Origin of the sequence: Fibrobacter sp. (assembly GCF_017545445.1) — a bacterium.
Lineage (GTDB): Bacteria > Fibrobacterota > Fibrobacteria > Fibrobacterales > Fibrobacteraceae > Fibrobacter.
In genome coordinates, this window is the sequence record NZ_JAFWOM010000151.1 from 1 (window position 1) to 12314 (window position 12314).

The 12314-nt window shown below is 47.1% G+C and carries 11 protein-coding genes; 8 read left to right on the forward strand and 3 right to left on the reverse strand.

From position 1 onward, the window contains the following. The coding region (locus IKG78_RS17720) for a helix-hairpin-helix domain-containing protein (RefSeq protein WP_290945959.1) at positions 1-1313 on the forward strand (1313 nt) is incomplete at its 5' end. Positions 1314-1637: 324 nt separating this feature from the next. Here IKG78_RS17720 and IKG78_RS17725 read toward each other — a convergent pair. Both IKG78_RS17725 and IKG78_RS17730 read right to left on the reverse strand, forming a co-directional pair. After that, positions 1638-2165 (reverse strand): DUF4823 domain-containing protein, encoded by a 528-nt coding sequence (locus IKG78_RS17725; RefSeq protein ID WP_290945960.1) that lies wholly within the window; start codon positions 2163-2165, stop codon positions 1638-1640. Positions 2166-2316: 151 nt separating this feature from the next. Beyond that, the gene (locus tag IKG78_RS17730; protein ID WP_290945962.1) at positions 2317-2514 is read right to left on the reverse strand and encodes a ferredoxin; all 198 of its coding nucleotides are present in this window, start codon (positions 2512-2514) and stop codon (positions 2317-2319) included. 220 nt (positions 2515-2734) lie between these two features. Between IKG78_RS17730 and IKG78_RS17735 the strand changes: the two genes are divergently transcribed. From IKG78_RS17735 to IKG78_RS17765, 7 genes are all read left to right on the forward strand, one after another. Next, positions 2735-3469, forward strand: a complete 735-nt coding sequence (locus IKG78_RS17735; protein ID WP_290945964.1) for a hypothetical protein — start codon at positions 2735-2737, stop codon at positions 3467-3469. Positions 3470-3612: 143 nt separating this feature from the next. Then, positions 3613-4404: an acetylglutamate kinase gene (gene argB / locus IKG78_RS17740; RefSeq protein WP_290945966.1), complete on the forward strand. Its 792-nt coding sequence runs from the start codon at positions 3613-3615 to the stop codon at positions 4402-4404. Then, the gene (locus IKG78_RS17745) at positions 4385-5596 is read left to right on the forward strand and encodes an acetylornithine/succinylornithine family transaminase (RefSeq protein WP_290945968.1); all 1212 of its coding nucleotides are present in this window, start codon (positions 4385-4387) and stop codon (positions 5594-5596) included. Before argB ends, IKG78_RS17745 begins: the two co-directional genes overlap by 20 nt. 367 nt (positions 5597-5963) lie before the next feature. Continuing rightward, positions 5964-6602 (forward strand): hypothetical protein, encoded by a 639-nt coding sequence (locus IKG78_RS17750; protein WP_290945970.1) that lies wholly within the window; start codon positions 5964-5966, stop codon positions 6600-6602. Positions 6603-6933: 331 nt separating this feature from the next. Then, positions 6934-9159: a polysaccharide biosynthesis tyrosine autokinase gene (locus tag IKG78_RS17755; RefSeq protein WP_290945972.1), complete on the forward strand. Its 2226-nt coding sequence runs from the start codon at positions 6934-6936 to the stop codon at positions 9157-9159. Continuing rightward, positions 9156-10136 (forward strand): hypothetical protein, encoded by a 981-nt coding sequence (locus IKG78_RS17760; RefSeq protein ID WP_290945974.1) that lies wholly within the window; start codon positions 9156-9158, stop codon positions 10134-10136. Before IKG78_RS17755 ends, IKG78_RS17760 begins: the two co-directional genes overlap by 4 nt. Before the next feature lie 9 nt (positions 10137-10145). Then, positions 10146-10310, forward strand: a complete 165-nt coding sequence (locus tag IKG78_RS17765) for a hypothetical protein (protein ID WP_290945976.1) — start codon at positions 10146-10148, stop codon at positions 10308-10310. Positions 10311-10766: 456 nt separating this feature from the next. On the opposite strand, the gene ychF is transcribed toward IKG78_RS17765, so the two are convergent. Next, complete coding sequence (ychF, locus tag IKG78_RS17770; protein WP_290945978.1) at positions 10767-11864, reverse strand: redox-regulated ATPase YchF; 1098 nt, start codon at positions 11862-11864, stop codon at positions 10767-10769. Positions 11865-12314: the final 450 nt, after the last annotated feature.

The window sequence follows — 12314 nt, forward strand, 5'->3', positions numbered from 1 at the left end:
ACCTGATGCAGCTTATCGACAAGTACAAGATTGACCTCATCGCTATCGGCAACGGTACCGCTAGCCGCGAGACCGACGCCTTCTGTGGCGAGATGGCTCTCAAGTTCAAGGGCAAGGTGCCGCCGCGCGTTATCGTTTCCGAAGCCGGTGCATCTGTCTATAGCGCAAGCATGATCGCTATCGCCGAATTCCCGAAGGAAGACGTTACTACACGTGGTGCCATTTCCATTGGCCGCCGCTTGCAGGACCCGCTTGCCGAACTTGTGAAGGTCGATCCGCAGTCTATTGGCGTGGGCCAGTACCAGCACGACGTGAACCAGCGCGAACTCAAGAAGCGTTTGGACGAAGTGGTGGAAAGCTGCGTGAACATGGTCGGTGTTGATGTGAACAGTGCTTCTGCTCCGCTCCTTTCTCATGTGGCAGGCCTCAGCAACACGCTTTCTGAAGCGATTGTGAAGTACCGCGAAGAAAACGGTGCATACGCAAGCCGCGAAGACTTGAAGAAGGTCAAGGGCTTTGGCCCGAAGGCTTTTGAACAGGCCGCAGGCTTTATGCGCATTCCGGGTGCCGAAAACCCGCTGGACGATTCTGCCGTGCATCCTGAAAACTACGCTCTCGTCGAAAAGATGGCTGAAAAGGTCGGCGTTCCGGTCAAGGAAATGGTCGGCAATGCTGAAGCTGTGAAGGGCATCAAGCTCGACGAATTCCTTTCCGATGAAGTCGGTCGTGCTACTTTGGAAGATATCGTGAAGGAACTCCAGAAGCCGAGCCGCGACCCGCGTAAGGAATTCCGTTATGCGAAATTCGATGACCGCATCAAGACCATCAACGACCTCGTGACGGGCAGCTGGATGGAAGGTGTCGTGACCAACGTCGCTAACTTCGGTGCGTTTGTCGATATCGGCGTGCATCAGGACGGCCTTGTTCACATTTCTGAAATTAGCGACAAGTATGTGACGGACGCCAAGGACGTGCTTACTGTCGGTGACGTGGTGAAGGTCCGCGTGGTTGCAGTCGATGCCAACCAGAAGCGCATCAGCCTTTCCATGAAGCAGGAACAGACCGACGGTGTCGCCGGTGCTGGCGCAAATGGTCCTCGCGGTCAGCGCGTGGGTGGTCCGCGTGGTGTTGGTCATCGCGACGGCGGTGCTCGTCCGCAGGGCGGCATCCAGGGCCATGCAACGATTGCCGACCTCAAGAACAAGATTGCCGGTAAGGAACGCCCGGGCATGCAGCCGCAGAAGAAGCCGAATCCGGCTCAGCCTGCCAAGATGAATGCCCTCCTCAAGTCCATGGCTAAAAAATTCAAATAGCCGAGCGTCGCAGGGAAATGCTCGCATTTCCCTATGACCGAGGCTTAGAATTCGCACTCCGCAGGGGTGCCAAATTCAAATAGCCGAGTATCGTGGCAACCGAGCTTGCTCGAGTTGACATGAAATTCGCACTCCGCAGGGGTGCCAAATTCAAATAGCCGAGACGCCATCCGTCATCCTCGACCGTCAGGGAGGGGATCTAGTGAGGTTCTTATCTCATTGTCACCCCGTGCCGGGGCCGGTGTTCTTCTTTAAAAATAAAACAGCACTCGATAGAATCGAGTGTTGTTTTGTATTCTAAAACGGATTTCGGACGGAACCCCGCTATTCCTTGCTGAAGAATGTTTTTAGCATGTCGCGGATGGGCTTTTTCAGCAGTGAATTTGGCTGTCTGCTTACCCATACAACGTAGGCGCTTCTACCTGTGATGAGGTAAGAGTTGACCAATTCCCTTTGGTTGTTGTAGATGTCGAAGCGAACCTGGATGCGGTCCGGGCGGAAAGACCATCCCGTGAGGCGGTCTTCCCAGTGCAGAATTTGCGGGATGAACACGTAATCGGTGTTTTGCAAATCTTCGTCCCTGATATTTTCGATTGTGACCGGGGACATAATTGTAGTGATACTTTGGCTGTAATTTTTCAGTTCATTCTTCAATGCCGTGACGACTTCGACGCCGGATGTGGGATAATCAATATCTCCGTATCGTCCTATTTCAGGTGTGACGATTAAAAAACGGGTTTGGGTTTGCATGGTTGCTTGTGGGTGCAAAAATTCGCTTTGGTACGATGCCGTACAACCGCTCATTAGGATTGCTGCTGAAAATGCTAGTAGTACTGCAATGATTTTTTTCATAAAGGTTGTCCTTATTATGGAAGTTGTTTGAATTTCAATATACAAAAAAGAACCCCGTCGGGAGGACGGGGCTTTAAAGGTTCTGTCTTGCGAACTAAGCAAAGCTTCGTTACATCGCGGTGTCCGCGACAACCTTGCCTAAAAGCTCGAATTACGAGAACTTGATGACGCCAGCCGGGCAGCTTTCAGCAGCATCCTTGATTTCGCTTTCGTAAGCAGAGAAATCAACGCCTTCCTTCACCTGCATCTTTTCCGGAACGGAGAAGACTGCATCGCAAGTTGCTTCGCAAGCGCCGCAGGAGACGCATTCGTCGCTGGATTCATCGAGCCAAACTTTTGTAATTGCCATAAAATACCTCTTATAATGGTTGGGTTTTGTCAAAAGATATAAAAAAATTACGCTTGCAGGTGAAAAAAGTGAAAGAAATTGGAAAAAAAGTTGATGGTCAATAACAAACAACCAATGACTAACAACCAATGACTAACAACTAATAACTAACATCAACTTTGAGAACTTTTTGTATTTTCTTATTCAAATGCGTAAACTAGTTTGCCTTATATTATTTTTTATGGTGTTTTCGTTTGCTGAAACTGAAGGCGGTTTCGCAGAAGCTGAGAAAAGTCTCGCTGATGTGGAGGGTGCACGCGTTGAAATGGATGGCGGACTGGCCGAACTTGAGGATGATTCGCTTGAATATATTGACGATTCGTCTCGTTCGGTTGGACTTTTTGAACGTTACAGCCATAAAATGAAGACGGCAAAACACACGTTTTCTTTTGGATGGGATGTTACAGCTTGGACAAACCATATTGATTACAATATGGGCGTGGAATTGGGCAAGCAAATGGCAAATGGACTGTATTTGAATGCGTTGGGATTTAATTTACACATTCTTTCGGATGTTGGGGATTCGTGTACGAATTCGAAGGGCTGTGCAAGAATTGGAGCTGGTATCGCTATAAATGGCGTTCTTGCGATGGCATCTTTTGTAGATGCTTGGATTTTTGGCTCGGAGACGATTGCTCGTATTTGGTTCGGCTTGGCAACTTTGCTGAATCCCACATTGGAATTTTTTGTGGTGCGAAAATACGTTCCTGTGTCCGTGGGGCTTGGCTACAATACGGATTGGTTCGCTTTCAGTCCGGGGCATAAATTTTATTTTAGGGCTCACGGCGATGTGAATGTGAATATTCTTTTTGTGAGAATTGCCGCCTCTTATTCCTATTCGTTCTTGGATACTTACGATTTGAAAAAAGGCTCCAAGAAGTTTTATGTGAAGCTCATTTGGGGACCCATATTTTAGTGCTTTCTAATTCCTACGCCCTAAATCCTAAACCCTAATCCCTAACTCCTAATTCCTTTTTCTAAATTTGCGTTAAATTTTTCAAGCATATCCGGGCAATGGTGCTTGCATTTTGCTTGAAAATTATGAGGACATCGTTAACGATGAAAAAAGTGGTTGTAAAAATTGGTGGCAGCTTGGCAATCGACGAAGCCAAGTTGGCCGATTTTGTGGCGGCAGTCAGCAAGCTTCCGGCTATGGGCTGCCAAGTGGCCGTGGTGCACGGCGGTGGCAAGGACATCAACGAAAACATCTCCTTGCTCCGAGAACAACCCACCTTTATCGACGGTCTCCGAGTCACGACGCCTTCTATCATGAAGATGGTCGAAATGACGCTCTCGGGTCACGTCAACAAGAAGCTCGTGCGAATGCTCCTCGAAAACAATTGCAACGCCGTCGGTCTGAGCGGCGTAGATGCCAAGTTGTTCGAAGTTGTCAAGAAACAGGGCAAGGTGGATCTTGGCCTCGTGGGCGAAGTCAAGAAGGTCAATCCGCAGATTGTGGAAGCCCTTTGGTCCGCTGGCTTTGTGCCCGTGGTAAGCCCGATTTCTATCGGTCCTGACGAAAACGGCAAGGCTGTGAGCTGGAACGTGAACGCCGATACCGCCGCATGCGAACTGGCTGTGGCGCTCCATGCTGACCAGTTCGTGCTGGTGAGCGACGTCCCGGGCGTGATGGACGACACCAAGACCGTCATTCCTGAATTGAGCGAAGCAGCTGCCGAAAAACTCATCGAGTCTGGCGTTATTAACGGCGGCATGATTCCGAAGGTCCGCGAAAGCTTCAAGAGCATTGAACGCGGTCTCAAGAGCATTCACATTGTCGGCTGGAAGGATGCCGACCACTTTGTAAAACAAATTAATGGAGAACTGAACTATGGCACAATCCTTGGCTAATTCCATTTTTGAAGAAGACAAGCAGTTTATCGCCCCGCTTTATGGCAAGGCCAATATTGAATTTGTCCGTGGCGAAGGTTCTTACTTGTTCGACAAGAACGGCAAGAAGTATCTTGACTTTGTCGCTGGCATTGCCGTGAACGCTCTCGGCCACCAGAATGAAGCTATCAAGAAGGCTGTTACAGAACAGATGGACAGCTTCTTCCACATTTCGAACCTTTATCCGAACTACCCGCAGGTGAACCTCGCCAAGGCTTTGCTTGCTGCAACGGGTTTCGACAAGGCTTTCTTCTGCAACTCCGGTACCGAAGCGAACGAAGGCTGCATCAAGTTTGCCCGTAAGTATTTCGATCGCAAGGGTGAAAAGAACCGCCAGAAGATCGTGACGTTCATCAACAGTTTCCACGGTCGTACGTTTGCTGCCCTTTCTGCAACGGGTCAGCCGGCTATCCGCGAAGGCTTTGGCTCCATGCCGGGTGACTTTGTTCACGTTCCTTGGAACGATGTGGCTGCCCTCAAGGCCGAAGTCAACAACGACACTTGCGCCATCATGCTCGAATCTCTCGCTGCCGAAGGTGGCGTGATGACCATTTCCGATGAAATGGTTGCTGCAATCAACAGCTTGAAGAAAGAATTCGGCTGCCTCGTGATTGTCGATGAAGTGCAGGCAGGCATGGGACGTCTCGGAACGTTCCTTGGCCTCCAGAAGCACGGCATTGACGCTGACCTCGTGTCGCTTGCCAAGGCTCTTGGTGGCGGTCTTCCGCTCGGTGCTGTGCTCCTCCGCCAGAAGGTTGCTGACCAGCTCAAGGCGGGCGATCATGGCACGACGTTTGGTGGCAACCCGGTTGCTTGCGCAGTGGGTCTCGCTGTCGTGAACCAGATTGCAAAGCCGGAATTCCTCGCCAATGTCGAAGCTCGCTCCGCTCAGCTCAAGGCTGGCCTCGAAGCTATCGCCGCAAAGTTCCCGGCAGTGAAGGGCGTGCGTGGTGAAGGCCTTATTCTTGGCCTCGCTCTCGACGAATCGCTCCCGGTCGGTAACGTGATTGCTGCCGCCCGCGACGAAGGTATGATGGTCTTGAGCGCTAAGGGCAACGTGCTTCGTTTGCTCCCGCCGCTGAATGTATCCGCAGCTGAATGCGACGAAGCATTGACGAAGCTTGAAAAGGCTTTCGCAACAGCTACAAAGTAAACCGCGGCGCACTTGTCATGCCGCACTAGTTGCGGCATCGCCTTTTAAAAACAGCCTATGGATAAACTCCATAGGCTAAATTTTTGCCATCAGCACGTGAATTTATATGGTTTATACTACGATGAAGTTGTCCCCGAAGTTAATAAGCGCTTTTGTCGCAATTCTTTTTGTCTTGTTTTGCGTTTCTTGTTCAAGGTCGAACGAGGAACCTGTTTTAAGTTCAAAGGAGTCGGCTGCTGTTTATACAAAGGATTATTTTGTTCTGCGGTCATTTCATATAGCTTTGCCCAAGGGATATTTAGTGGAGAATGTTCCTCATTTTGAGGTGGGTATTTACGAGATTAAAGACTCCGTAGGGAGTAAGCTCATGACTTTCATTCAAATGAAGGACTATCATGGTGCATATCCGATTACGTTTTCGATTCCAAAAAATTCTGTTGAATTTAGTGAGGCTGGAAGATACGATACGGTTAGGGTTATTAATGGTGTAGAAACTAAAGTACGCTCTGTTTATATTTGGTCTGATCGAACTCCTTCAAAGCGAAAAGATTGGCAACCTCCTGAAATTGTTAAGTTTATTTATTATCCTGATCAGGTTGATTCTTCTATTTGCGAAAACATAATCCGTTCTGCAAAAATCCATAGTTATAATAAAGAGTATTTTTGCAATATTTATGTACCTGAAAATAATTCTTTAGAAGGAACAAGAATGTCTAAAATGCGTAATTCGCAGATAAAAGATGCTCAAACATTGGAAAAAAATATTGAGCTATTGCCTGCTGCGACCGCGAATCAAGACTATTTTGAAAAGAGCGGAAAGTACCTCTTCCTCGCCGATTGCTTTATGAATGATGAATACAAGGGATCTTTCCACATCGATGATTCCTGTGAAATCGGATGGAACGGAAAATACGCCGAAAAAGAAGACATCCTTGATTTGCTGGATGATATGGAAGATAAACAGTTTAAAGAAAAAATCGTGAAAAAATGCGATTTTTCGCGATGAATTGTTGAATCTTTTGAAGTGGTTCATGTCGCATATCACGTAGCTGCACGGAAGCGAACGCTTGAAATCATCGGAATGCATGACTTTAAAAAAAATGATGCCAAGCACTTTGTGAAATTAGTCACGTAATCTTTTCTTTTTGCTTTATTTTGTGGTTTAATTCGTTATTTTTGCTTGTATTTTCTGCTTATTTTTTATTAGTTATTTTGTGGTAATTTTTGTAGCAAAAAAGTCATGAAAATGAAAAAATAAGGTATGCTTGAAAATCCTTTAATTAAATGAATGCTTAACTTATATTTGCTCTTACATTTGCAAATAACCCAAAGGTACTATGTCAGAGCAAGAAAAAGCAGTAGTTTCGGGATCCGTCGCGAATCCGGCGACGAAAGTGGATAACGCCATTACTCTGCAAGAGGCGCTTGTAATTCTTTGGAAAAAGAAATGGACGCTTGCTCTTTTTGTTGTTGCTGCCGCTATCATCGGTGGTGCATACGCCATGTGGGTTCGCCCCCAGTATTCTAGCGATGTTCTGCTTCAAGTGAATGTGAAGGGCGCTAGCAGCAAATCGACCAAGGCCATGGGCGAAATGGGCGAAGTCCTTGAATTGGCAAGCCCTGCGGATGCAGAAATTGAACTTATCAAAAGTCGCATGGTGCTTAGCAGCGTGGCTGCCGAGGAACATCTCCATTTAAAGGCAATTCCGACGGGCTTTTGGAACCGTTTGACGCATCAAGAGGGCCGCATGGATTTGGATTCTTTGTGGATTCCGGAAAAGTTCCGTATTGAAAAATGGACTGCTGTTGTAGAAGGCGAAGACGGTGATGCTTATTCCGTGATTGAACCTGAAGGGAAAACGATTCTCAAGAATGCGAAGCCGGGAGAACTTTATAACGTCAAATATGCAGACGATTCTCTTGTTATCCGCGTCAACTTTATGCTTGCAAAGGAGGGACAAAAGTTTGTTCTTGTTCAAGGGTCTCCGCTAAAAGCCGGAAGAGTTTTGATGGGTGCTTTGAATGTTATGGAACGTGGCAAAAAAACGGGTATCATTGCGGTGCGTTACAGCCACCGTTACCCGGATCGTGCGGCATCTATCTTGAATACTATTGCTAAGACTTATTTGCGCCAGAACATCGAAATGCGTACGTCTGAAGCCGAGAAAACTCTTGGATTTTTGGAAAGCCAGTTGCCCAGCGTCAAGGCGAAACTCGATAGTGCCGAGAGGGTTTTGGCGGATTACCGCTATAAAATCGGTTCTATTGATATGAACGGCGAAACGCGTGCTCATATCTCGAAAGAAAATGATTTGCAACGTCAAATTCTGGATTTAGAACAAAAGAAACAAGAGGCGATGCGTCTCTTTAAGGCGGAACATCCGAGCGTCGTGACTCTTGTCAAACGCCAGAATAAGTTACGTAGCGAGTTGGCCCAGCTCAAGAAGAGTGCCGAAAAGATGCCGCTTACACAGCAGGAAGTACAACGCTTGCAAGAAGAAGTCGCTGTGAACAGCGAAATTTATACGACCATGCTCAACAATATCCAGCAGTTGCGCGTGGTGCGCGTGGGCGAAGTCGGAAACGTGCGTATTGTGGATATTGCTCAAGTCGAATCGACACCCTCCAAGCCGAAGCGTTTGAATATATTGATCTGTTCCATTGCGGCAGGCTTTATGTTGGGCGTGTTCTTTGTGTTCATGATGTATATGATGAAAAATGGAGTCCGTAGCGCGTCTGAAATCGAACGTGAAACGGGCATGAATGTTCTGGTAAAAGTTCCTTATTCTAAAGACAAACTATTGCGAAGAAAAAAACTTTTATCTCATGGAAAGCCTTTTGTGTTGCAAAGGACTGACGACGAAGTTACGGAATCTTTTGAATCTATGATGACTGCCGTCAAGTTCTCGTTGACACAACCGATGGAACATCTTGTGATTCTTGTGATGGGGCTTGTTTCGGGCGTGGGCAAGAGTTTTGTTTCGCAGAATTTGGCGGCAACCATGGCGGCTAACGGCAAAAAAGTGCTGTTGATTGATGCGGATATGCGCCGCGGCGTTCATCACGAAAATTCAAAGTTTGGCCTTGCGGATATTCTTATAGGCAAGGCGACACTGGATGATGTTGCCCAAAGTAAATTTGATGACAATTTGTACGTTGTTGGTTCTGGACGGACAAACATGAATACTTGCGGTTTGCTCCGCAGCGAAGCTATGGACAAGTTGCTTAAAGAAGCTCGTCAAAAATTTGATATGGTCATTGTCGATACGCCTCCGCTGAACTTGGTAACCGATGCCGAATTGATTTGCCCTTTGGTGGATTTCTCGCTGTTTGTATTGCGTTACGGATGCCACCGTATGGATGATATCAAGGAAACGTTGTCTAAAGTTGCCCGCTATTCTAAAAAGCCGGGAGCTGTCGTGATGAACCAATGCGAGTATGAACCGGGCCATTACGGTTACTACGAAAAAGAATACTATTACAAACAACCGCAAGACTACAGGCGTTTTTCGTTTGCTTCGTTATTCTTTTTGCTGGGTTCCAAATTTGGAGGTAAACAATGAATAAATTAAAAATCCTCTCTGCTTTTGCATTTGCCCTTGCTTTTGCGGGAACTTCTTTTGCCGCCGATGAAAAAATTATCGGTCAGTACGGTGCGATTACGATTAAGAAGGTGATGGTAGAAAGGCAGGTGAATGGCCAGAATACGCAAGTCGAATGGAAGGTGGCTTATATTGACGATAGTTCTGACGAAACCCCGGTGATTACAGAAGATATCAAGGTTGATTCCGTTTATTACAGCCGTGTATTCAAAGACACAGTGTCTTCGACATTGATGCTCCCTTTTGATGCTCCGACATGGAAATTGGGCGAAGGTTTTGGAGTTTTTGATTATATCGATGTCGTTAAGGATTGCGAGAATTGTGATTATCGCATCAATGTTAGAAGACATACTTCGGAAATGGTTTTGGCAAATACGCCTTATGTTGTTATTTCACAAGGTAAGGATCAAAATATATCGTTTAACATGGTCTATCAATCTCCAGATCATATTACGCTCAACACAACAACGAATACTAGAAAGGCTTCATTTTCCAGTGGCGACTACAACTGGGATATCATCGGAACCTACGAACGCATTGAATTCAAGAATCCTAAGGGGATTTATGGCTTTGCTGCCAAGGATAAAAATAAAACAAAAATAGGTCAGTTTACAAAGGCTGCTTGTAGCGAAAAGAGTTGTGCTTATATCAGGCCTTTCAGAGCATATCTCAAGTGCACTTTGCCCAAGGCATCTGCAATAAAGGGTTTGGCAAAATCCGCAGATGATGTTGCCAGTTTGGATGATTTGCCGAAAACCATTGATGTTCACGTCATTGAAGAAGATAGCAGCAGAACGTATCTCGGCACGCTCAACACTTACACGGGTGAAATTACTGTAGAAGATCGTTGGTTCGATATGAAAGGTCGTAGGCTCCAGCACAAACCGACCGCCAAGGGCACCTATTATAACAATAGAAAAAAAGTAGTTATCAAGTAAAGAGGCTGTATGAACATCAAAATTGAAAAGAAAAAATATACGCCTCCATTTATGGAAATTGTGATGATGGCTGAAAATACCGGCCTTCTGAGAGGGTCGTGTGATGATGACGAGTGTGAAGATCTTGAAGATATCGAAGAACTCGATGACGGATACGATGACGAATTTGGCTAATTTCTATCTTCCCTGAAAACGTAAAGGCCGCGATAAACTCGCGACCTTTTTTCTTTCGTTAAGAGATCCTGCTCCTTCGAACCTAAACGACACTCGCCACTTCAGTGGCCTAGTGGAGTTATGCTCTTTGAGTATAATTCAACTAAGGCACTGATAGCATGCGAAGCGAGTGCCGCAAAAAATGCTTGCATTTTTTATGGTCGAGCTGATGTTGCGGACGCAAAGCGTCAAAGTGCCAAGTTTCATATATCGACTTCGTCCTTCGACGCACTTCGTTTGCTCCATAGAACCTAACTCAACTACAGAACTAAAGTTCTAAGTTTCGTATAGCTCAGGGACCTTAATAAGGTTGGTGAGCTTGTCGAACCACGCTCAGGATGACATATAGCAGTCCTACCAACAGTTTACTGTTTACTAGCCACTAACCACTAGCCACTAACCACTGCGGCGAAGCCGCTAAACGTTGAACAAGAAGTACATGATGTCGCCGTCTTGCACGAGGTATTCCTTGCCTTCCGTGCGGACAAGCCCAGCTTCCTTCGCGGCGTTCCAGCTGCCGTGCTTGAGGAAATCTCTGTAGCTGAGCGTTTCTGCACGGATGAAGCCGCGTTCGAAGTCCGTGTGGATGACTCCAGCGCATTGCGGAGCCTTGAAGCCTGCGTGGAATGTCCAGGCGCGGCATTCCTTTTCGCCTGCGGTAAAGAACGTGCGGAGGCCGAGAATTTCATAGCCTTTACGAACAACAGAATCAAGTCCCGATTCGGTCATGCCGAGTTCTTTGAGGAAATCTGCTTTGTCCGCAGGTTCCATCGCGGAGAGTTCTTCTTCAATCTTGCCGCTGATGACGATGACATCGTGACCATGCTTGGATGCGTATTCCTTGAGCTGATCGACGTAGGCGTTACCGGTGAGGATATCATCTTCTTTGACGTTTGCGCAGTAGAAGAGCGGCTTTGCAGTGAGGAGTCCGAGGTCTTTTACGATGAGTTCCATTTCGTCGCTGTCGTGCATCACGGTGCGTGCGGCGCGGCCTTCTTCCATGGTCTTCTTCAAAAGTTCGCAGGCGGCGAGGCGTGCCTTTGCTTCGGCGTTGCCTGTGCGTGCGGATTTCGCTTCGGTCGTAAGGCGCTTTTCGACAGTGTCCAAATCCTTGAGGATAAGTTCTGTTTCGATGACTTCCACGTCGCGAATCGGATCGACGGAGCCGTTCACGTGGATGATGTTTTCGTCGTCAAAGCAACGCACCACTTCCATGATGGCTTCGCATTCGCGGATGTGGGTGAGGAACTGGTTGCCGAGGCCTTCGCCCTTGGAGGCACCCTTTACAAGACCTGCGATATCGACAAATTCTGTAACGGCGGGGACGATGGATTTCGGGTTATAGACCTTCACAAGTTCATCGAGGCGTGCATCCGGGACGCTGACCATGCCGACGTTCGGGTCGATGGTGCAGAACGGATAGTTTGCGGATTCTGCTCCTGCGTTGGTGATTGCGTTGAAGATGGTGCTTTTGCCTACGTTGGGGAGGCCTACGATGCCACATTTAAAACCCATGATAATCTCCGATTTGTGGCGGGATGCTCCGCCGACTCATTTTGAGGTGCTTGTAATCGCTTCATTCTATAGCGACTAGATTCACCTGTTTTTTCAACGTAAAGGTAGAAAAATGTGGCTCATCTGCAATTATCGGTGGGTCAATAAAATAAAAAAAACGCTTCATAGGCATATTAAAGCATGATGATAAGCGAGTTGAAAGGTTGTATAATTTGATGATGATAAATCGTCGCGAGAATGGAGGCGTCGGCCAAGGTATTTTCTTCGCAGTAGCGTGCAAAACGAGTGTTGCGACGGGCTGCTCGCAGACCGGCATAACCGAGTGAAGCCGCTGACGCCGTAGGCGTCAACTCTGAGCTGGGGCCCCGCCCGCATGACGTTCTTTTTGCAATTAAAAGCGGATTTTATTCGTTGCCTCAAAAAAGCCCTTGTAGTGGACCACGTTATAAT

Excerpts from the sequence above, each read along its gene's own strand:
- IKG78_RS17725 (WP_290945960.1), bottom strand. The coding sequence starts at position 2,165 with ATGAAAAAAATCATTGCAGTACTACTAGCATTTTCAGCAGCAATCCTA.
- IKG78_RS17730 (WP_290945962.1), bottom strand. The coding sequence starts at position 2,514 with ATGGCAATTACAAAAGTTTGGCTCGATGAATCCAGCGACGAATGCGTC.
- IKG78_RS17735 (WP_290945964.1), top strand. The coding sequence starts at position 2,735 with ATGGTGTTTTCGTTTGCTGAAACTGAAGGCGGTTTCGCAGAAGCTGAG.
- argB (WP_290945966.1), top strand. The coding sequence starts at position 3,613 with ATGAAAAAAGTGGTTGTAAAAATTGGTGGCAGCTTGGCAATCGACGAA.
- IKG78_RS17745 (WP_290945968.1), top strand. The coding sequence starts at position 4,385 with ATGGCACAATCCTTGGCTAATTCCATTTTTGAAGAAGACAAGCAGTTT.
- IKG78_RS17750 (WP_290945970.1), top strand. The coding sequence starts at position 5,964 with ATGACTTTCATTCAAATGAAGGACTATCATGGTGCATATCCGATTACG.
- IKG78_RS17755 (WP_290945972.1), top strand. The coding sequence starts at position 6,934 with ATGTCAGAGCAAGAAAAAGCAGTAGTTTCGGGATCCGTCGCGAATCCG.
- IKG78_RS17760 (WP_290945974.1), top strand. The coding sequence starts at position 9,156 with ATGAATAAATTAAAAATCCTCTCTGCTTTTGCATTTGCCCTTGCTTTT.
- IKG78_RS17765 (WP_290945976.1), top strand. The coding sequence starts at position 10,146 with ATGAACATCAAAATTGAAAAGAAAAAATATACGCCTCCATTTATGGAA.
- ychF (WP_290945978.1), bottom strand. The coding sequence starts at position 11,864 with ATGGGTTTTAAATGTGGCATCGTAGGCCTCCCCAACGTAGGCAAAAGC.